The organism is Sphingomonas sp. F9_3S_D5_B_2 (assembly GCF_054263715.1).
The window spans coordinates 200567-218957 of the sequence record NZ_JBSZFB010000004.1 but is presented as its reverse complement, the minus strand read 5'-3'; the positions used below and the strand labels follow the sequence as shown (position 1 = coordinate 218957).

General features: G+C 65.0%; 13 protein-coding genes. 5 read left to right on the top strand and 8 right to left on the bottom strand.

Annotation, left to right across the window (positions count from 1 at the left end):
- Positions 1-55: 55 nt before the first annotated feature.
- Together rpoC and rpoB are read right to left on the bottom strand one after the other, a co-directional pair.
- Positions 56-4321, bottom strand: a complete 4266-nt coding sequence (gene rpoC, locus ACUXST_RS12295) for a DNA-directed RNA polymerase subunit beta' (protein ID WP_458390275.1) — start codon at positions 4319-4321, stop codon at positions 56-58.
- 51 nt (positions 4322-4372) lie between these two features.
- Positions 4373-8548, bottom strand: coding sequence for a DNA-directed RNA polymerase subunit beta (rpoB, locus tag ACUXST_RS12290; RefSeq protein WP_458390274.1), 4176 nt, complete (start codon positions 8546-8548; stop codon positions 4373-4375).
- Positions 8549-8860: 312 nt separating this feature from the next.
- On the opposite strand from rpoB, the gene ACUXST_RS12285 reads away from it, so the two are divergent.
- The 4 genes from ACUXST_RS12285 to ACUXST_RS12270 all read left to right on the top strand — a co-directional run bounded on the left by ACUXST_RS12285 (position 8861) and on the right by ACUXST_RS12270 (position 11775).
- Complete coding sequence (locus ACUXST_RS12285) at positions 8861-9166, top strand: hypothetical protein (protein ID WP_458390273.1); 306 nt, start codon at positions 8861-8863, stop codon at positions 9164-9166.
- A gap of 107 nt (positions 9167-9273) precedes the next feature.
- Positions 9274-9642, top strand: coding sequence for an RcnB family protein (locus ACUXST_RS12280; protein ID WP_458390272.1), 369 nt, complete (start codon positions 9274-9276; stop codon positions 9640-9642).
- 76 nt (positions 9643-9718) lie between these two features.
- Positions 9719-10432, top strand: a complete 714-nt coding sequence (locus ACUXST_RS12275; protein ID WP_458390271.1) for a response regulator — start codon at positions 9719-9721, stop codon at positions 10430-10432.
- A complete protein-coding gene (locus ACUXST_RS12270) occupies positions 10432-11775 on the top strand; it encodes a sensor histidine kinase (protein WP_458390270.1) in 1344 nt (447 codons plus the stop codon). The genes ACUXST_RS12275 and ACUXST_RS12270 overlap by 1 nt, the downstream gene beginning before the upstream one ends.
- 55 nt (positions 11776-11830) lie before the next feature.
- On the opposite strand, the gene ACUXST_RS12265 is transcribed toward ACUXST_RS12270, so the two are convergent.
- The 5 genes from ACUXST_RS12265 to ACUXST_RS12245 form a co-directional block, all read right to left on the bottom strand.
- A complete protein-coding gene (locus tag ACUXST_RS12265) occupies positions 11831-12508 on the bottom strand; it encodes a glutathione S-transferase family protein (protein WP_458390269.1) in 678 nt (225 codons plus the stop codon).
- 447 nt (positions 12509-12955) lie between these two features.
- Positions 12956-13105 (bottom strand): hypothetical protein, encoded by a 150-nt coding sequence (locus ACUXST_RS12260; protein WP_458390268.1) that lies wholly within the window; start codon positions 13103-13105, stop codon positions 12956-12958.
- 163 nt (positions 13106-13268) lie between these two features.
- Positions 13269-13643, bottom strand: a complete 375-nt coding sequence (gene rplL / locus ACUXST_RS12255) for a 50S ribosomal protein L7/L12 (protein ID WP_458390267.1) — start codon at positions 13641-13643, stop codon at positions 13269-13271.
- A 70-nt stretch (positions 13644-13713) separates the two neighbouring features.
- Positions 13714-14229, bottom strand: a complete 516-nt coding sequence (gene rplJ, locus ACUXST_RS12250) for a 50S ribosomal protein L10 (RefSeq protein WP_458390266.1) — start codon at positions 14227-14229, stop codon at positions 13714-13716.
- 312 nt (positions 14230-14541) lie between these two features.
- Positions 14542-17208 carry a M1 family metallopeptidase gene (locus ACUXST_RS12245; protein ID WP_458390265.1) on the bottom strand — a complete coding sequence of 889 codons (2667 nt, stop codon included), beginning with the start codon at positions 17206-17208 and terminating at the stop codon, positions 14542-14544.
- Between the two features lie 11 nt (positions 17209-17219).
- Between ACUXST_RS12245 and ACUXST_RS12240 the strand changes: the two genes are divergently transcribed.
- Complete coding sequence (locus tag ACUXST_RS12240; RefSeq protein ID WP_458390264.1) at positions 17220-17420, top strand: hypothetical protein; 201 nt, start codon at positions 17220-17222, stop codon at positions 17418-17420.
- Here ACUXST_RS12240 and ACUXST_RS12235 read toward each other — a convergent pair.
- Positions 17417-18304 (bottom strand): outer membrane protein, encoded by an 888-nt coding sequence (locus ACUXST_RS12235; protein WP_458390263.1) that lies wholly within the window; start codon positions 18302-18304, stop codon positions 17417-17419. The two genes, ACUXST_RS12240 and ACUXST_RS12235, sit on opposite strands and share 4 nt — an antisense overlap.
- Positions 18305-18391: the final 87 nt, after the last annotated feature.

Here is an 18391-nt window from a genome sequence, read left to right as displayed (position 1 = left end):
GAAGCCCCGCCGGCATAACGCCGACGGGGCTTTTTCTTGCACTGGCGAGCGGGCGTTAGTCCTGCAGGTAATCACCCGCGTCGGCGTCCAGCCCGTGACCCGACGGCGCGACTTCCGCGAGCGGATCCGAGTGGGTCGCCGCCTCCGGGCCCTGCGCGAGCTCGGCGGCATGCTCTTCGGCTGCAGTGTTCGGCAGGATCAGCGACTCCTGGATTTTGCGCTGGGCGGCGCGAAGCGCCGTGTCACGCGAAGAAGCAGCAACCCGCAGACGGTTCATTCCAGCGCCCGTGCCTGCCGGGATGAGCCGGCCGACGATGACGTTTTCCTTGAGACCGTTCAGCGTGTCGACCTTGCCCTGAACCGCGGCTTCCGTGAGGACGCGCGTGGTTTCCTGGAACGAGGCCGCCGAGATGAAGCTGCGGGTCTGCAGCGACGCCTTGGTGATCCCGAGCAGGACCGGCTTGCCCTCGGCGCGGCGCTGGTTCTTGGTGAGACGGGCGTTGTTCTCGTCCATCTCATCGCGATCCACCTGCTCGCCGGCCAGCAACGTGGTGTCGCCGCCGTCCGTGATCTCCACCTTCTGCAGCATCTGGCGAACGATCACCTCGATGTGCTTGTCGTTGATCTTCACGCCCTGGAGCCGATAGACCTCCTGGATCTCGCTGACGAGATATTCGGCCAGCGCCTCGACGCCGAGAACTTCGAGGATGTCGTGCGGATCGGGTGAACCGCCGACGAGATTGTCGCCGCGCTTCACATAATCGCCTTCCTGGACCTCGATCATCTTCGACTTCGGGACGAGATACTCGACCGGATCCGAACCATCGTCGGGCACGATCGCGATCTTACGCTTTGCCTTGTAGTCGCGCATGAAGGTGACCTTGCCGGACACCTTGGCGATGATCGCGTTCTCCTTCGGCTTGCGCGCCTCGAACAGCTCGGCGACGCGCGGCAGACCACCGGTGATGTCACGCGTACGCGCGGCTTCCCGCGGCATGCGCGCCAGCACTTCGCCGGCCTCCACCGACTGGCCATCCTCGACCGCGACGATCGCTCCCGGGGCGAGCCGGTAGACGGCCGCTTCCTTCGCGTCCTTGCCCATCAGGGTGAGGCGCGGGTGGGGCGTATCCTTCTTCGACTTGGCGAGATCGTCCGTGACGACGCGCTGCGTGATGCCGGTCGACTCGTCGACAACTTCCGTCATGGTCCGGTTCTCGATCAGGTCCTGGTACTTCACGGTACCGGCCTTCTCGGTGATCACCGGGCTGAACGACGGATCCCATTCGGCGATGCGGTCGCCACGGCTGACGATATGGCCGCTCTCGCAAAGCAGGTGCGCGCCGTAAGGCAGGCGGTGCGTCGAGAGCTCGCGGCCGTCCATGTCGAGGATCGCGATTTCACCCGAGCGCGACAGCGAGATGTGCCGTCCACGCGGGTCGGCAATCGTCGGCATGTCACGAAGCTCGATGGTGCCGTCGACCGGCGCCTCGAGGTTCGACTGCTCGTTGAGCTGCGCCGCGCCGCCGATGTGGAAGGTCCGCATCGTCAGCTGGGTGCCCGGCTCACCGATCGACTGGGCGGCGATGACGCCGACAGCTTCACCGATGTTGACGGGCGTACCGCGGGCGAGGTCACGCCCGTAGCACTTGCCGCAGACGCCCTGCTTCGACGCGCAGACCAGCGGTGAGCGGATCTTCACGCCCTGGACGCCGATCTCCTCGATCCGGGCGACCATCGGCTCGTCGAGAAGGGTGCCCTCCTCGATGAACACGTCGCCGGACTTCGGATCCATGATGTCTTCGGCCGTGGTGCGGCCCAGGATACGGTCGGCAAGCGAAGCGATGACGGCGCCGCCCTGGACGATCGCGCGCATTTCGAGCGCTCGGTCGGTTCCGCAATCCTCCTCGATGATCACCGCATCCTGCGACACGTCGACAAGACGGCGGGTCAGGTAACCCGAGTTCGCCGTCTTGAGCGCCGTGTCGGCCAGGCCCTTGCGGGCGCCGTGGGTCGAGTTGAAGTATTCGAGGACGGTCAGGCCTTCCTTGAAGTTCGAGATGATCGGCGTTTCGATGATCTCGCCCGACGGCTTGGCCATGAGGCCGCGCATGCCGGCAAGCTGCTTGATCTGCGCCTGCGAACCACGGGCACCGGAGTGCGCCATCATGTAGATCGAGTTCAGGTCCGCCTGACGCCCGTCGGGACGCTTTGGAGTCGCCGAAATCTCCTTCATCATCGCGCTTGCGACCTGGTCGCCGCAACGCGACCAGGCGTCGATCACCTTGTTGTACTTTTCCTGCTGGGTGATCAGGCCGTCCTGGTACTGCTGCTCATAGTCCTTCACGAGCGCGCGGGTGTCGTCCACGAGGTCGACCTTGGCCTTGGGAATGACCATGTCGTCCTTGCCGAACGAAATGCCGGCGGCAAACGCGTGCCGGAAGCCGAGCTGCATGATCGCGTCGGCGAACAGCACCGTCTCCTTCTGGCCGGTGTGGCGGTAGACGATGTCGATGACGTCGCCGATCTCCTTCTTGGTCAGGACCCGGTTGACGGTCTCGAAGGGCACCTTGTGGCTCTTCGGGAGGGTCTCGCCGAGCAGCATGCGGCCAGCGGTCGTTTCGAACCGCTTCATGTAGGTGTTGCCCTGCTCGTCGGTCTGCGGGACGCGGCTGGTGATCTTCGTGTGCAGCGTGACTGCGCCAGCGGCGATCGCCTGGTGGACCTCGGCCATGTCGCTGAGCACCATGCCCTGGCCCGGCTCATCATCCTTTTCGAGCGACAGGTAATAGAGGCCGAGAACCATGTCCTGCGACGGCACGATGATCGGCTTGCCATTGGCGGGGGACAGGATGTTGTTGGTGCTCATCATCAGGACGCGCGCTTCCAGCTGGGCCTCGAGACTCAGCGGGACGTGCACGGCCATCTGGTCGCCGTCGAAGTCGGCGTTGAACGCGGCGCAGACCAGCGGGTGAAGCTGAATCGCCTTGCCCTCGATCAGCACCGGCTCGAACGCCTGAATGCCGAGACGGTGGAGCGTCGGTGCGCGGTTCAGGAGCACCGGATGCTCGCGGATCACCTCGTCGAGGATGTCCCAGACTTCCTTGCGCTCCTTTTCGACCCACTTCTTCGCCTGCTTCAGGGTCATGGAGAGACCCTTGGCGTCGAGGCGCGAGTAGATGAACGGCTTGAACAGCTCGAGCGCCATCTTCTTCGGCAGGCCGCACTGGTGAAGCTTGAGCTCCGGACCGGTGACGATGACCGACCGGCCCGAATAGTCGACGCGCTTGCCGAGCAGGTTCTGACGGAAGCGGCCCTGCTTGCCCTTCAGCATGTCGGACAGCGACTTCAGCGGACGCTTGTTGGCGCCCGTGATGGTGCGGCCACGACGGCCGTTGTCGAACAGAGCGTCGACGGCTTCCTGAAGCATGCGCTTCTCGTTGCGGACGATGATGTCCGGAGCGCGCAGCTCCATGAGCCGCTTCAGGCGGTTGTTACGGTTGATGACCCGGCGATAGAGGTCGTTGAGGTCCGACGTCGCGAAGCGGCCGCCGTCCAGCGGCACCAGCGGGCGCAGCTCGGGCGGGATGACTGGGATGACCTCGAGGATCATCCACTCCGGACGGTTGCCGGACTCGAGGAAGCTCTCGACGACCTTGAGGCGCTTGATGATGCGCTTGGGCTTCAGCTCGGACTTCGTCTCGGCGAGGTCCTTGAGCAGGATTTCCTTCTCGCCTTCGAGGTCGAGGTCCATCAGCATGTGCTTGACGGCCTCGGCGCCGATGCCGGCCGAGAAGGCGTCTTCGCCATATTCGTCCTGGGCGGCGAGAAGCTCGTCCTCGGTGAGGAGCTGGTACTTCTCGAGCGCGGTGAGGCCGGGCTCGATCACGACGTAGCTCTCGAAGTAGAGGATGCGCTCAAGCTGCTTGAGCTGCATGTCGAGCAGAAGCCCGATGCGGCTCGGCAGGCTCTTCAGGAACCAGATGTGCGCGACAGGGGCGGCCAGCTCGATGTGGCCCATGCGCTCGCGGCGGACCTTCGAGACGGTGACTTCGACACCGCACTTTTCGCAGACGATGCCCTTGTACTTCATGCGCTTGTACTTGCCGCACAGGCATTCGTAGTCCTTGATCGGGCCGAAGATGCGCGCGCAGAACAGGCCGTCACGCTCCGGCTTGAACGTGCGGTAGTTGATCGTCTCCGGCTTCTTGATCTCGCCGAAGGACCAGCTGCGGATCTTCTCCGGGCTGGCGATGCCGATCTTGATCTCGTCAAACGTCTCGGGCTTGGCGATCGGATTTGCGAAGGGGGTCAGTTCGTTCATTTGTAACTCCTGACCCCGCCCGGGACACGGGCGGGGTTGGGTGGAAGTTGGTTATTCGGCAGCGATGGCGGTCGGGCCTTCGGCATCGGGATCCTCGATGCTTTCGAGCTCCACGTTCAGCCCCAGGCTGCGCATTTCCTTGACGAGAACGTTGAAGCTCTCCGGAATGCCGGCCTCGAAGGTGTCGTCACCCTTGACGATCGCCTCGTAGACCTTGGTGCGGCCGATCACGTCGTCCGACTTCACCGTCAGCATCTCCTGGAGCGTGTAGGCAGCGCCGTAAGCCTGCAGCGCCCACACCTCCATCTCGCCGAAGCGCTGTCCGCCGAACTGCGCCTTGCCGCCCAGCGGCTGCTGGGTGACGAGGCTGTACGGGCCGATCGAACGGGCATGGATCTTGTCGTCCACGAGGTGGTGAAGCTTCAGCATGTAGATGTAGCCCACCGTTACCTTCCGATCGAACGGATTGCCGGTGCGCCCGTCGAACAGGGTGACCTGTCCGGACGGATCCAGCCCCGCCTTCTCCAGCATGTTCGTGACGTCCGCTTCGCGAGCGCCGTCGAACACCGGAGTGCCCATCGGGATACCTGCAGTCAGGTTCGATGCGAGCTCCACGACGCCGTCATCGTCACGGGCATCGATGTCCTGCGCATAGGAATCGCCGTAGATGTCCTTGAGCTTCGTCCGAAGCGCCTTGGCATCCTTGTCCGCGAGATCGCGCCCGCGGTCGTGCATGCCTTCCAGCATCTCCTGAATCTGCTTGCCTAGGCCGCGCGCGGCCCAGCCAAGGTGGGTCTCGAAGATCTGACCGACGTTCATGCGCGACGGCACGCCGAGCGGGTTCAGCACGATGTCGACCGGAGTCCCGTCCTCGAGGAACGGCATGTCCTCGTTCGGCAGGATGCGGCTGATCACGCCCTTGTTGCCGTGACGGCCGGCCATCTTGTCGCCCGGCTGAAGCTTGCGTTTCACCGCGACGAACACCTTGACCATCTTCAGCACGCCCGGCGGCAGCTCGTCGCCCGCCTCCAGCTTGCCGACGCGGTCCTGATAGCGGGCGCTGATGACGTTCACCGCCTCGTCGTACTGAGTCTTCAGGGCCTCGATGTCCGCCTGGCGGCTGTCGTCCTTGACGGCGATCTTCCACCAGTCGTGACGCTCGGCAGCCTCGAGCGTTGCGTCGTCGAGAGTCGCGCCCTTCTTGATGCCCTTGGGAGCCGCAGTCGCGACCTGGCCGAGCAGCATCTCGCGCAGACGCGAGAAGGTCGCACGGTTGAGGATGGCACGTTCGTCGTCGGCGTCCTTCTTCAGCCGCTCCTTTTCCTCGGTCTGGATGGCGCGGGTACGGTCATCCACGTCGATGCCGTGGCGGTTGAAGACTCGCACTTCAACGACCGTGCCGGCGACGCCCGGCGGCAGCCGCAGCGAAGTGTCGCGAACGTCCGACGCCTTTTCACCGAAGATGGCGCGGAGGAGCTTTTCCTCCGGCGTCATCGGGCTTTCGCCCTTGGGCGTGATCTTGCCGCACAGGATATCGCCCGGCTCGACCTCGGCACCGATGTAGACGATGCCGGCCTCGTCGAGGTTGCGGAGCGCTTCCTCGCCGACGTTCGGAATGTCGCGGGTGATGTCTTCCGGCCCGAGCTTGGTGTCGCGGGCCATGACCTCGAACTCTTCGATGTGGATCGAGGTGAAGACGTCGTCCTTCACGATCCGCTCGGAGATGAGGATCGAGTCCTCATAGTTGTAGCCGTTCCACGGCATGAACGCGACGAGCACGTTCCGGCCGAGCGCGAGCTCGCCATACTGGGTCGACGGACCGTCCGCAATGATCTCGCCGGCCGCAACCTGGTCACCGACCTTCACCAGCGGACGCTGGTTGATGCAGGTGTTCTGGTTGGAACGCTGGAACTTCATCAGCGTGTAGATGTCCACGCCGCTGTCGCCCGGCTTGATGTCGCCGGTTGCGCGAACCACGATACGAGCCGCGTCGACCTGGTCGATGATGCCCGAACGGCGGGCAGCGATCGCTGCCCCGGAGTCACGGGCGACCGTCTCTTCCATGCCGGTGCCGACGAACGGCGCCTCAGCCTGGATGAGCGGCACCGCCTGCCGCTGCATGTTCGATCCCATCAGGGCGCGGTTGGCGTCGTCGTTCTCCAGGAACGGGATCAGCGAGGCGGCCACGGAGACCAGCTGCTTGGGACTGACGTCCATCAGCGTGATCTGGTCGCGCGGCGCCATCAGGAAGTCGCCGTTGCGACGCGAGGATACGATTTCCTCGCCGAAGCTGCCGTCGTCGTTCAGCTCAGCGTTCGCCTGGGCAATCGTGTGCTTCGCCTCTTCCATCGCGGAGAGGTAGACGACGTCGTCGGTCACCTTGCCGTCGATGACCTTGCGGTACGGCGTCTCGATGAACCCGTACTTGTTCACCCGGCTGAAGCTGGCGAGCGAGTTGATCAGGCCGATGTTCGGCCCTTCCGGAGTCTCAATCGGGCAGATGCGGCCGTAGTGGGTCGGGTGGACGTCGCGGACTTCGAAGCCGGCGCGCTCACGGGTGAGACCGCCGGGCCCGAGCGCCGATACGCGGCGCTTGTGGGTGACTTCGGACAGCGGGTTGGTCTGGTCCATGAACTGCGACAGCTGCGAGGAGCCGAAGAACTCACGCACCGCGGCAACTGCCGGCTTGGCGTTGATGAGGTCGTTCGGCATCACCGTGGACACGTCGACCGAGCTCATGCGCTCCTTGACCGCACGCTCCATGCGCAGCAGCCCGACGCGATACTGGTTCTCCAGCAGCTCGCCGACGGAGCGGACGCGGCGGTTGGCGAGGTTATCGATGTCGTCGATGTCGCCCTTGCCGTCCTTGAGATTCACCAGCTCCTGGACGACGGCGAGGATGTCTTCCTTGCGAAGCGTCGTGACAGTGTCCTCGACCTCGAGGCCGAGCCGCATGTTGAGCTTTACGCGGCCGACCGCGGACAGGTCGTAGCGCTCGGGATCGAAGAACAGGCCGTAGAACAGCGCGTCCGCGGTCTCGCGCGTCGGCGGCTCGCCGGGGCGCATCACGCGGTAGATGTCCGACAGCGCCTGGTCCGCGTCCTCGGCCTTGTCGGCCTTCAGCGTGTTGCGGATCCAGGGACCGGTGTTGATGTAGTCGATGTCGAGCAGCTCGAGCGTCTGCACGCCGGCCGTGTCGAGCTTCTCGAGGTTCTCGGCAGTGACCTCGTCGCCGGCCTCGATGTAGATCTCGCCGGTCTTCTCGTTGATGAGATCGTAAGCGGAATAGCGGCCAAAGATCTCCTCGGTCGGGATGATCAGGTTCTTGACGCCGTCCTTCGCTGCCTGGTTGGCGCGGCGCGGGGTGATCTTCTCGTTGGCCTTGAAGATGATCTCGCCAGTGTCGGCGTCGACGACTTCATGGGTCGGCTTCTGGCCGCGCCATGCTTCGGGGCTGTAGGGGATCTGCCAGCCGTTCTTCCCACGGACGTAGCCCACCGTCTTGTAGAAGGTGTTGAGGATCTCCTCGCTCGACATGCCGAGCGCATGGAGCAGTGCCGTTACCGGCAGCTTGCGCTTGCGGTCGATGCGGACGTTGACGATGTCCTTGGCGTCGAACTCGAAGTCGAGCCAGCTGCCGCGGTACGGGATCACTCGGGCTGCGAACAGGAACTTGCCGCTGGCGTGGGTCTTGCCGCGGTCGTGGTCGAACAGGACGCCCGGCGAACGGTGCATCTGGCTGACGATCACGCGCTCGGTGCCGTTGATGATGAAGGTGCCGTTCATCGTCATGAGCGGCATGTCGCCCATGTAGACGTCCTGTTCCTTGATATCGATGACCGACTTGGCTTCGGTCTCCGGATCGATCTCGAAGGTCGTCAGGCGCAGGGTGACGCGCATCGGCGCGGCATAGGTCAGCCCGCGCTGGCGGCACTCGTCGGTGTCGTACTTGGGGTGCTCAAGCTCGTAGCGATCGAAGTCGAGGTGCGCGGTGCCGGCGAAATCCTGGATCGGGAACACCGAGCGAAGCGTCTTCTCGAGGCCCGAGACATAGCCGGTCGACGGGTCGGAGCGCAGGAATTGTTCATAGCTCTCGCGCTGAACCTCGATGAGGTTCGGCATTTCCGAGATTTCGTGGATGTTGCCGAAGATCTTGCGGATTCGCCGCTGCTTGGTCCTCGCCCCGCTGGAGGTGTTGTGGGGGGCGTCGATCGCTTTGGTGGCCATGTGCTTCCCTGCGCTAGGCGATGAGCGCCGACAGCGCTCCCGCTTGAGTTCTCCGGCCGCGGCCGGATGAAAATGTGGAGCGCTTGTCCCGGAAACCCTCTCCAATGCGTACGACCCGTGCGCCTTTTACGGGCCCTGTCCCGGAGAGGACGGGAAAAGCCCCGGGCGCACGGGAACGTGCGGCGGAGCCGTTATTTGATGGATGAGCTGCATATAATCCTATTTCGGCCGATGAAAAGGGGTTGATCAGCCGTGGCAACCAATTTCCTACAGCAGCGCTTGGACCTCAGTTGTTCAACCGCTGGAGGTCCCATGCGCCGCGCCTTGATTCTCGCTCCTCTGCTGTTTGCGTCCGCGTGCGGGCAAGGCTCCGACAAGGGTCAGCTGCAGGACGCCGCCAATCAGTCCGACCCGGCGGCGGCGCAGGTCCTGAACGGCGCGGCCGAGAACGGAATGGATCCCCAGGCGGCGCTTAACGAGGCAGGCCAGGCTGCGGCCGGCAACACCGCGGACGCCAATTCGGCGGTCAGCATGCAGGCGCGCCCGAACACTGCTCAACAGCCCAATCCGCCGCAGGACGGCCAGCCGCCACAGAAGACGGCAACGAACGCGATGTAATTGCGACAATTTGCGACAACTTCGCCGTTTTCGGCCGATAGTTGTGCGACATTAGGGGCCCAAATCTCCGTCAACGCCAAGCACGGCGTCAAACGATGGAGACGAAAATGAAAAAGCTCTTTCTCGCATTTGCCGGTGCCTCGGTCGCCCTGACGGGCCTCACCGCTACTCCGGCTTCCGCAGCCGACTTCGGTCGTCAGGACCGCGGCCGCTATCACCAGGTCCAGACCCGCAAGGTCGTCCGCAACCGGATCGTCGTCAACAATAACCACAACCGGTTCCAGGCCCGGCGTTGGCAGCGTGGCCAGCGGTTCGATCATCGCTATGCGAGCAACTACCGCGTGATCTCGAACCCCTACGCCTACCACCTGCGTCCGGCTCCCCGCGGTTACCGCTGGGTCCAGTCCGGCAACGATGCGGTGTTGATCGCGATCACCAGCGGCATCATCGGCGCGGTTCTGGCGAACCAGTTCTAAAGAACGCGCTCAACGGCTCCGGGGCTTAACGGCCCCGGAGCTTTCTTATTGCCCACTGCTGAAGCTAGAGGATGGCATGGCGTCCGAGCCCCACGTCCTGATCGTCGACGACGAACGCGACATCTTGGACCCGCTTGCCGCCTATCTGGGGCGCAGCGGCTTCCGGGTATCCAAGGCAGCCAACGCAGCCGCCGCGCGGGAGATCGTCGCTGCCCACGCGATCGACATCGCGCTCGTGGACGTAATGATGCCTGGCGAGGACGGCCTGTCGCTGACCGGCTTCCTGCGCGCGACGAGCGGCACGCCGGTGATCCTGCTCACCGCCAAGGCCGAGGAGACCGACCGCATCGTCGGGCTCGAGCTTGGCGCCGACGATTACGTGACCAAGCCTTTCTCCCCGCGCGAGCTGGTCGCGCGGATCAAGGCGGTGCTTCGCCGCGCCTCCGGCGATCGCGTCACAGCACCGGACGCCGACGCTTATGCGTTCGGCGACTGGGTCCTTCGCACCGGAGAGCGCGAACTGGTCGACGCGAATGGTGCCCGCGTCCCGCTATCCACCGGCGAATATAATCTCCTGCTCGCATTCGTGACCCACCCGCGGCGGGTGCTCAGCCGCGACCAGCTGCTTGACCTCAGCCAGGGGCGCGAACTCGCCGCATTCGAGCGCAGCATCGACAATCACGTCAGCCGGCTGCGCAAGAAGCTGGAGGCCGACGTCCACGATCCCAAGCTCATCAAGACGGTGTGGGGCGGCGGCTATACGCTCGCCGCCGACGTGCGGAAGGTCTGATGCGCCTGGTGCCGCGCAGCCTGACCGGGCAGATGGCCGTCCTGATTGGTGCGGCGCTGCTGCTCGCGCAGCTGGTCAGCTTCGCCTATCTGCTCGTCGAGCGTAAGCAGTTCACCCGCTCCGAGATCGATACGCCGGCGATCACCCGCTTCACTTCCACGGCCGCGGATGCTGCCCAGGCGGCGCCGGAGTTCCAGCTGCTCGTCCTCCACGACGCCTCCCGGCGAGGCGCTCAATATGCGTTCGGGCAGGCGCCGGTCGTCGGGGACGAGGCTAGCCGCCGGTCCGACACCGAAGACAGGCTGAGGCAGTCGCTCACCACTGCTGGCCTTGGCGTTCAAGACGTGCGCGCCGCGATCGACGTTCACGCGCCGGTTCGCCGCAGGGCAGACGGGCGGCCGCGACGGGCGCAGCAGAGCATGTTGCTCTCCGCTCAACTACCGGACGGCCGCTGGCTGAACGGGCGCGTGTCGGTTCCGGCGCCACCGCCGCTGGTCAGCCCGGAGCTCGCGGTCGGAACGATTCTCCTCTACCTGTTCGTGCTGACCGCGGCCCTGCTGATCGCCACGCGCATCGCGCGCCCGCTGCGGCGGCTGACCAATGCCGCCGAAGCTTTCCGGGGCAGCAACGAGCCTGTCGTTGTCGAGCCGCGCGGGCCGTCGGACCTGCGCGACGCGATCCTGGCGTTCAACGCGATGAACGCCCGGCTTGTGAAGCTACTCGAAGAGAAGGATCGCACGCTCGGCGCGATCGGCCACGACCTTCGCACGCCGCTGACCTCGCTGCGCATCCGCGCGGAGAGCGTGGAGCCCGCCGAGGACCGCGAGCGGATGATCGCGACGATCGAGGAGATGACGGCAACACTGGAGGACATATTGGTGCTCGCCCGCTCGGGCCGCTCGCGTGACCCGCTGGAGCGCACGGACGTTGCCGCGCTCGCCGAGGCGCTCGCAGACGAGTACCGGCAGGCAGGGCAGGAGGTCGCTTTCGCTGCCGGCGGCGCACAGGTGATGGAGGTTCAGCCGAACCTGCTGCGCCGGGCGATCCGCAACCTTATCGATAATGCGCTGAAATATGGCGGCGGTGCAGAAGTGGCCGTGACCGGTGATGACGACAGCGTTCGCATCGCAGTGCTCGACCGCGGTCCGGGGCTGCCAGCGGACGAGATCGCCCGCATCACCGGGGCCTTCTACCGCGCCGAACCGTCCCGCAACCGTGGGACGGGCGGGGCAGGGCTCGGCCTCGCCATCGCCGAAGCCATCGTCGAGGGGCACGGCGGCAAGCTGACCTTCGCCAATCGCGACGGCGGCGGACTGGCGGCAACCGTTTGCTTGCCGCGGTGAAAGCGGCAGCTGCTTTCGGTCGATGTCAGCTTTCTGCCTTAGGCCATCGTGGCGGTTACGCTCGACCGGATTGTGTGATGTTCAATGGGGCCGGTCCAATCGCCGCATCCGCCACTGCCTTTTGTGCGGCGAATGCGCGCTGGAACGCCGGCCGCGCTCGAGCGCGATCGACGTATCGCAGAAGATTTGGAAAGGCGGCGAGTTCGTTTTCGACGCGGAGCAGCACCTCCACCAGCATGAGGTCACCAGCGCTGAATGGGCCGTCGATCCACTCGCTCTCTCCAAGTGCCGTTGCTAAATCCGCCAACCGGGTCCGCAGCCTGGTCTGAACTGCTACCCGTCGAACAGGACCCCAAGGCTCATCCTGCTCGAAATACGCATTCACTTCGAAGTCGATCACCGGCGGTTCAATGGTGCTTACGGCGGCGAACATCCATGTAATTGCCCGAGCCCGAGCATCCGGGTCGCGCGAGAGCAATCCTTCGTGCGTTTCGGCGATGTGCAGCACGATCGCCCCTGTTTCGAATAGTACGAGACTGCCCTGCTCGAACGTGGGTATCTGAGCGAAAGGTTGCTTCGCCCGATGAGCTGGCTTCTTGAAGTCCTCCCACGGGACCAGTTGCACATCATACTCCTGACCGACTTCCTCAAGCGCCCAGCGTACTCGCATGTCCCGTGCAAGCCCTCGTCCACCATCGGGCGAATTGGCGAACGCCGTGATGGTGGGCCTCATTGAGCTACTCCAGCCGCTTTGTCTCAAGTGCGCAGCATGACGGTCTCTTCGCAGACCAGCAACGTCCGCTTCCACGAATTCACGACGTTACGTGCAGTCCGCTTTCCCACACATTGCGGACGTTCGCGCTAGTAGATCAGCAGGACGCACTTCCGGTCGTGGATCTGACCGTGGGCCGATTTACAGATCGAGGGGTCGGCAGGGCTGGACTTGTTCGCTTTCACGGCGAGACATTTGTCGTGAGCCGAACGCTCCCACTCGGAAGAATCTCGTGAGTTCGTACTGCACCGCTGCCGTTCGGATACGGCGCGCACGGGTTGGTCGGGCGGCGGCGTCGCGGGCTTGGCGGAGCAGCCTGCCAGCAGGAGCACGAGCGCGATTACGGGTCGGCGCATGTCAGCGATTGCGTGACCGGCGATTAACTTCTGTGTCCTCGGCCGCGCTCGACTATTCGCAAATCGTGGGCTTCGCTGGACCGGGCGTGTCGGAGAAGCAGCCACCTACGGACGCCTCGGCGCGATTGTTCGTGCGCGCGGCTGCCAGCGCTGCGGCAGCAACTCCGACGATCAGAACGAGGGCGGTAAGATTCCTTTTCACGTGACGACCTGCTTCCTGGCTCCGCGCAGTTGTGCAGAGAAAGGCTTAAAGTCTGCTTTCAATTGGCTCAGCTAGCTCGGCAGATCGAAAAAGGGCGGCCCCTCGCGGAGCCGCCCTTCCCATCCAGAGGCGCTTCAAGACACCCCTGAAATTGTTTTGAAGCTTACTTGAGATCGACGGTGCCGCCGGCATCCTCGATCTGCTTCTTGATCTTCTGGGCTTCGTCTTTGCTGACGCCTTCCTTGACCGCCTTCGGAGCGCCCTCGACCAGCGCCTTCGCCTCGCCGAGGCCAAGACCGGTGATCGCACGGACTTCCTTGATGACGTTGATCTTCTTGCCACCGTCGCCGGTCAGGATCACGTCGAACTCCGTCTGCTCTTCAGCGGCCGGTGCGGCAGCAGCGGCAGCGGCCGGAGCTGCTGCGACGGCGGCAGCGGCGGAAACGCCCCACTTCTCTTCGAGCGCCTTGGCGAGATCCGCGGCCTCGAGAACGGTGAGGGAAGAAAGCTGGTCAACCAGCGAATTGATGTCAGCCATTGTCTACTCCTTGTGGGGCGCTGATGGTCTTGGCCCCGATTGTCGTGCGTTGTTGTGAAAGCGAAGAAACCTATGCCGCTTCCTTGGTGGCATAGGCGTGGAAGATCCGGGCCAGCTGAGCGCCGGGCTCTGCGACGGTACGTGCGATCTTGCTCGCCGGCGCCTGAATGACGCCGATGAGGGTCGCGCGCAGCTCGTCGAGCGACGGAAGGGCGGCGAGCGCCTGGATTCCGTTCACGTCGAGCACGGTGTCACCCATCGCTCCGCCGACGATTTCGAACCTGTCGGTCGTCTTGGCGAAATCCACCGCGACCTTGGCGGCGGCGACGGGATCGGTCGAGGTTGCAAGCGCCGTCGGGCCCTTCAGCAGATCGCCGATGGGCTTGTAGCGCGTGTCCTCGAGCGCGATGAGGGCAAGCCGGTTCTTCGCAACTTTGAACTGTGCGCCAGCGTCACGCATTCTCAGGCGCAGGTCCGTGGACTGTGCAACCGTCAGGCCGAGATTGCGGGTGACAACCACCACGCTGGTCTCGGTGAGAACGTTTTTCAGCTCGGCGACCAGATCGGCTTTTTGCGAACGATCCATGCCAACTCCAAGTATTCGGCCGAAGCGAAGCTGCGGCCGAGGTTCAACAAAAGCCCGGGCAAAGGCGCCCGAGCACTCGTGTCCGTGGGGTGGGGATCGATGGCGTCGCGAGGGAAGATCCCCGGCAACGCACGACAGCTGCGCGGACGCAGCCGAATGATTCCTGTCCCCGTCTAGGCTGGAGATTAAGAGGCGTCCCGCGAAGGATCGGCCGCACCAGCTGTCTCGGACGAGTTCGCTTCGGCAATGCCGATGCGAGCGCGCGCCTATAAAGGAAACGCGCTGCCGATCAACCCTTTGCGGACGCCGTGCCTAGGCCGGGTGCGAGCGCAACCACGCGCTCACCTCCGAACGGACGCGCGGCAGGATCGACGACTGGAAGCGCAGCCGGTCGATCGCCTGCTCGATCGGCTTGCGGTCTGTGGCGGCCAGATTGGCGCTGGCATAGCTCTCCAGCGTCGGGATCAGGCTGGCATCGTTGCTCGACCCGGCAAGCCGTTGCATGAACCGGGAACGGCCCGAGATGTCGATCAGCTGGTTGACCTGCGTGAGGTGGGCAAGGACGAAGTCGATCGCCAGCCGCGGGTGCTGGTCGGCAACGGCCGTGATCATCCCGGAGCTGACCGTCGAGCCAGGCTCCTTGGTCAGTGCCAGCTCGAGCGCGCGGCGGCCGAGGGCTTCGTCCCGGCTCGCTCCGAGAAGCTGGTAGAGCGAGGTGCGCTCGACCGCGCCGGTTGCCGCCTTGGCGCGGGCATGGATCGTGTTCCAGGTCGCCTCGCCGGCGTTGCGGGCAATCACCCGCAGCCACGTCTGCTTCAACGAGCCGGGGATCGCGTTCGGATCGGTCTGCCACGCCGCGAACAGCCGGTTGGCTTCGGCGAGCACGGCCGGGTCGCGGAACTTGCCCAGGATGGCGATCAGCGTACCGCGCAGCAGGGTTTCCGTCGGCAGCTCGCCAGCGCGGGGAGTGAAGCCGAGCTGCTGCAGGCGCGGGCCGTACAGGCGTGACACGCGTGCCGCGATTGCCGCCTGCGCGGCGGGGTCGTTGTCGAGGCCGTCGTAGAGATCGCTCCAGGTACCGACGGCGGCCTGGACGATCTTGGCATTGCCGGCCGCGGGTACCTCGGCCACCAGGTTGAGGCCTGCCGCCATCGGCTGATAGCCGCTGACCGCCAGCTCCATCTGGTCTTCCATCAGGCCGTACTGGTCGACCGCGCCGAGGCGCGGGAAGGCGGCTTGCAGGGCCTGGATCTGCGGAGCGGTATAGAGCGTGCGGAAATAGCCCGTCTGGCCCGGGTTGATCAGCAATGGCCCGCAGCCCGGCGCAGTGATCTGCGTCGTTGCCCCGCCGGTCACCACTTGTGCCACCGGCCCGCCGGCCGTCGCGCCGACCGGGACGTGCCAGTGCAGCGGCTTGGCAGCCACTTCCGCGCGCTGGTCGTTCGAGAACTGCAACTGCGTCAGCGTGGCGACGGTGTTGCCGCCGACGCACTGCGACGGGCCGACCTGGATCAACGGAATGCCAGGCTGATTGGTGAAGTCGCGAGCAACTGCGCCGAGGCCGCTCGCGCCGGCGCGCTCCATCGCAGCCCAGAGGTCTTCGGTGCGGGTGTTCTGGTAGGCGTGGCGGCGGAAGTAATCCTGGATGCCGCGCTGCCAGACGGCCGGCGTCGCGAAGCCTTCGAGCATCGACAGGACAGACTCGCCCTTTTCGTAGGTGATGGTGTCGAAGGCCTGATTGGCCTGTTCGACTGTGCGGACGTGCTGGACGATCGGGTGGGTGGAGCGGAAGGCGTCAAGGCCCATCGCTGCTTCGCGGGCAGCGACGTGGTCGATGTCGGCGCCCCAGTCCGGGTGGAAATGCTGGGTTGCCTTGCTCGCCATCCAGCTCGCGAAGCCCTCGTTCAGCCACAGGTCGTCCCACCACGCCATCGTGACCAGGTCACCGAACCACTGGTGCGCCATCTCGTGCGCTTCGACGCCGAATATCGCCTGGCGCTCACCCTCGCTGGTGATCGCCGGATCGTTCAACAGGATGCGCTCGAAAGTGAAGATCGCGCCCCAGTTCTCCATTGCTCCGAAGAACTGCGACTGGCCGGGGCCCGCGACGTTATCGAGCTTCGGAAGCGGGAAGGGCGTTCCGAAATATTCGTCATAATAGGGCAGGATCTGCGCCTCGGCGTCGAGCGCCGTCTGACCCTTGGGTCCGTTCCCCCGCGACATGACGATGCCGACTTCGTGATTGCCGGCCTGCTTCTTGATGCGGTCGAAGTCGCCGGCCGCGAAGAACAGCAGGTAGGACGACATCGTCGGCGTCGTCTGGAACTTCACTTCCTTGAGTCCGCCGGCGATCGCGCGCGAGCTTGCCGCGGGCATGTTGCCGACCGCCATCTGGTTGGCGGGTACGCGGGCGGTCAGGTCCCAGGTCGCCTTGTAGTCGGGCTCGTCCCAGCTCGGCACGAAGCGGCGCGCGTCGGCTGCTTCGAACTGCGTGAACAGCGAGCGGGCGTCCTTCCCTTCCGCGTTCTTGTAGTCGAGCGCGAAGAGACCGTTGGCCTGGGTGTTGATCTTGCCCGAGTAGCGGATGTTGAGCTTGTACGCGCCCGTGGCGAGCTGTCGCGGGAAGGTGAGCGTTGCGGTCTGCGCATCTGCGTCCTGGGCGATGGTCGCTGCCACGGCTGCGCCGCCGCGCGCGGGCGTCAAAGTCGCCGAAGCCAGCTTCAGGTCCGCAGCGTTCAGCACCAGCGCACGCGTCGGCTGGACGACGTCCAGGTCGATGGCGACAGTCGAGTCGAACGTCAGGCGCTGCGCGTGGGGCGTGACGGTGATCGCATAATGGTGCGGAACTGCCGTGCGCGGCAGCTGCGTGGCCACGCCCTGGTCGATCGTGTCGGGCTGCGCCTGGGTAGCGGCAGGGCTCGCGGCGGGGGCGGCGAGGACGAAAGCAGCGGACGCAAGCAGGACGATAGCACGCTTCATCGGAGGTTCCTTTGCGGGAAGCTGCCGGCGGGCAGCGCAACGGCGTCCGGCTAGCGGCTTGGTTCGACGAAGTGAAGGAAATCTTCGACAGCCTGCGCCGGTGCGGCGACGAACATCACGGACCTGCTCTGAACGACAAAGCCCCGGGCAAGACCGAAGTCCTGCCCGGGGCAATTTGCACCCTCGAGAGGGTTATCGAGCGATCCGCTTAGCGGCCGCGCTCACCCGTGGTCGCCGGAGGCGGCGGGGGCGGCGGCGGCGGCGCCGGGCAGGCGCTGGTCGCCAGGATCACCGAGCCGTCCGGGCAGGTCTGCGTAGCAGGCGCTTCCGGAGCGGGCGGCGGCGGCGGAGGCGGCGGGGGCGGGGGCAGAGCAGCGGCCACGCCACCGAAGTTGTACGCCAGGCTGGCCAGCACGCTGTGTGACCGGAACTTGCCACGGAGAGCCGCATCGTAGGTGGTTGCACCAACGTCCGCGGAGTCACTGAAGTTCAGCCGGCCGGTCTGGAAGTAGCGATACTTCAGGCCGACATCGATGTTGTCGCTGACCGGAGCGTGGACGCCGGCGATCAGCTGCCACGCCCAGGCGTTGTCGCTGTCGCTGCCGCCGTCGAGCGAGTACTTGACCCGCGCACGGCCGACACCGCCACCGGCATAGACACCGAGGCTGTTGCCGACGCTGAAGTCGACGAGGCCGTTGAGCATGCCCGAGAGCACGCTTGCGTGACCGCCGCCGAAGTCGAGGTCAGCGGCCGTGACCGGCGTTCCAGTCGTGTTTTCGATGGCGTCGAGGACGGCCGGGTCGACATTGCTGACCCGATCGAGCTTGGCGCGCTTGTAGCCAAGCTCGCCTTCGATGCGGAACATGCCGAGGTCGTAACCGGCAATGGCGTCGACGTCGTAACCGTTCTTGTACTTGATCGAGAACCCGTTGTTGAACGTCCCCGACGTGGTGCCGTCGTTGCCGTAAAGGTCAACCTTGGTGCTCCGTGGGAACAGCAGGCCGCCCTCGATGCCGATATACGGCGAGCCATCGCGAGCCGCGGCCGGCGTCGCAATGACGAGCGCCGCTACGGTCGCAAGCAAAAATCTGCGCATATTATATCCTTTCTGCGCTGGTAGTGTTTCCCTGTCGGGGCGCCCAACCTTCGCACTTGCACAAAGTTTCGTGAAAGCACGTCGCTC

Coding starts and splice junctions, on each gene's coding strand:
- rpoC (WP_458390275.1), bottom strand. CDS start 4,321: ATGAACGAACTGACCCCCTTCGCAAATCCGATCGCCAAGCCCGAGACG.
- rpoB (WP_458390274.1), bottom strand. CDS start 8,548: ATGGCCACCAAAGCGATCGACGCCCCCCACAACACCTCCAGCGGGGCG.
- ACUXST_RS12285 (WP_458390273.1), top strand. CDS start 8,861: ATGCGCCGCGCCTTGATTCTCGCTCCTCTGCTGTTTGCGTCCGCGTGC.
- ACUXST_RS12280 (WP_458390272.1), top strand. CDS start 9,274: ATGAAAAAGCTCTTTCTCGCATTTGCCGGTGCCTCGGTCGCCCTGACG.
- ACUXST_RS12275 (WP_458390271.1), top strand. CDS start 9,719: ATGGCGTCCGAGCCCCACGTCCTGATCGTCGACGACGAACGCGACATC.
- ACUXST_RS12270 (WP_458390270.1), top strand. CDS start 10,432: ATGCGCCTGGTGCCGCGCAGCCTGACCGGGCAGATGGCCGTCCTGATT.
- ACUXST_RS12265 (WP_458390269.1), bottom strand. CDS start 12,508: ATGAGGCCCACCATCACGGCGTTCGCCAATTCGCCCGATGGTGGACGA.
- rplL (WP_458390267.1), bottom strand. CDS start 13,643: ATGGCTGACATCAATTCGCTGGTTGACCAGCTTTCTTCCCTCACCGTT.
- rplJ (WP_458390266.1), bottom strand. CDS start 14,229: ATGGATCGTTCGCAAAAAGCCGATCTGGTCGCCGAGCTGAAAAACGTT.
- ACUXST_RS12245 (WP_458390265.1), bottom strand. CDS start 17,208: ATGAAGCGTGCTATCGTCCTGCTTGCGTCCGCTGCTTTCGTCCTCGCC.
- ACUXST_RS12235 (WP_458390263.1), bottom strand. CDS start 18,304: ATGCGCAGATTTTTGCTTGCGACCGTAGCGGCGCTCGTCATTGCGACG.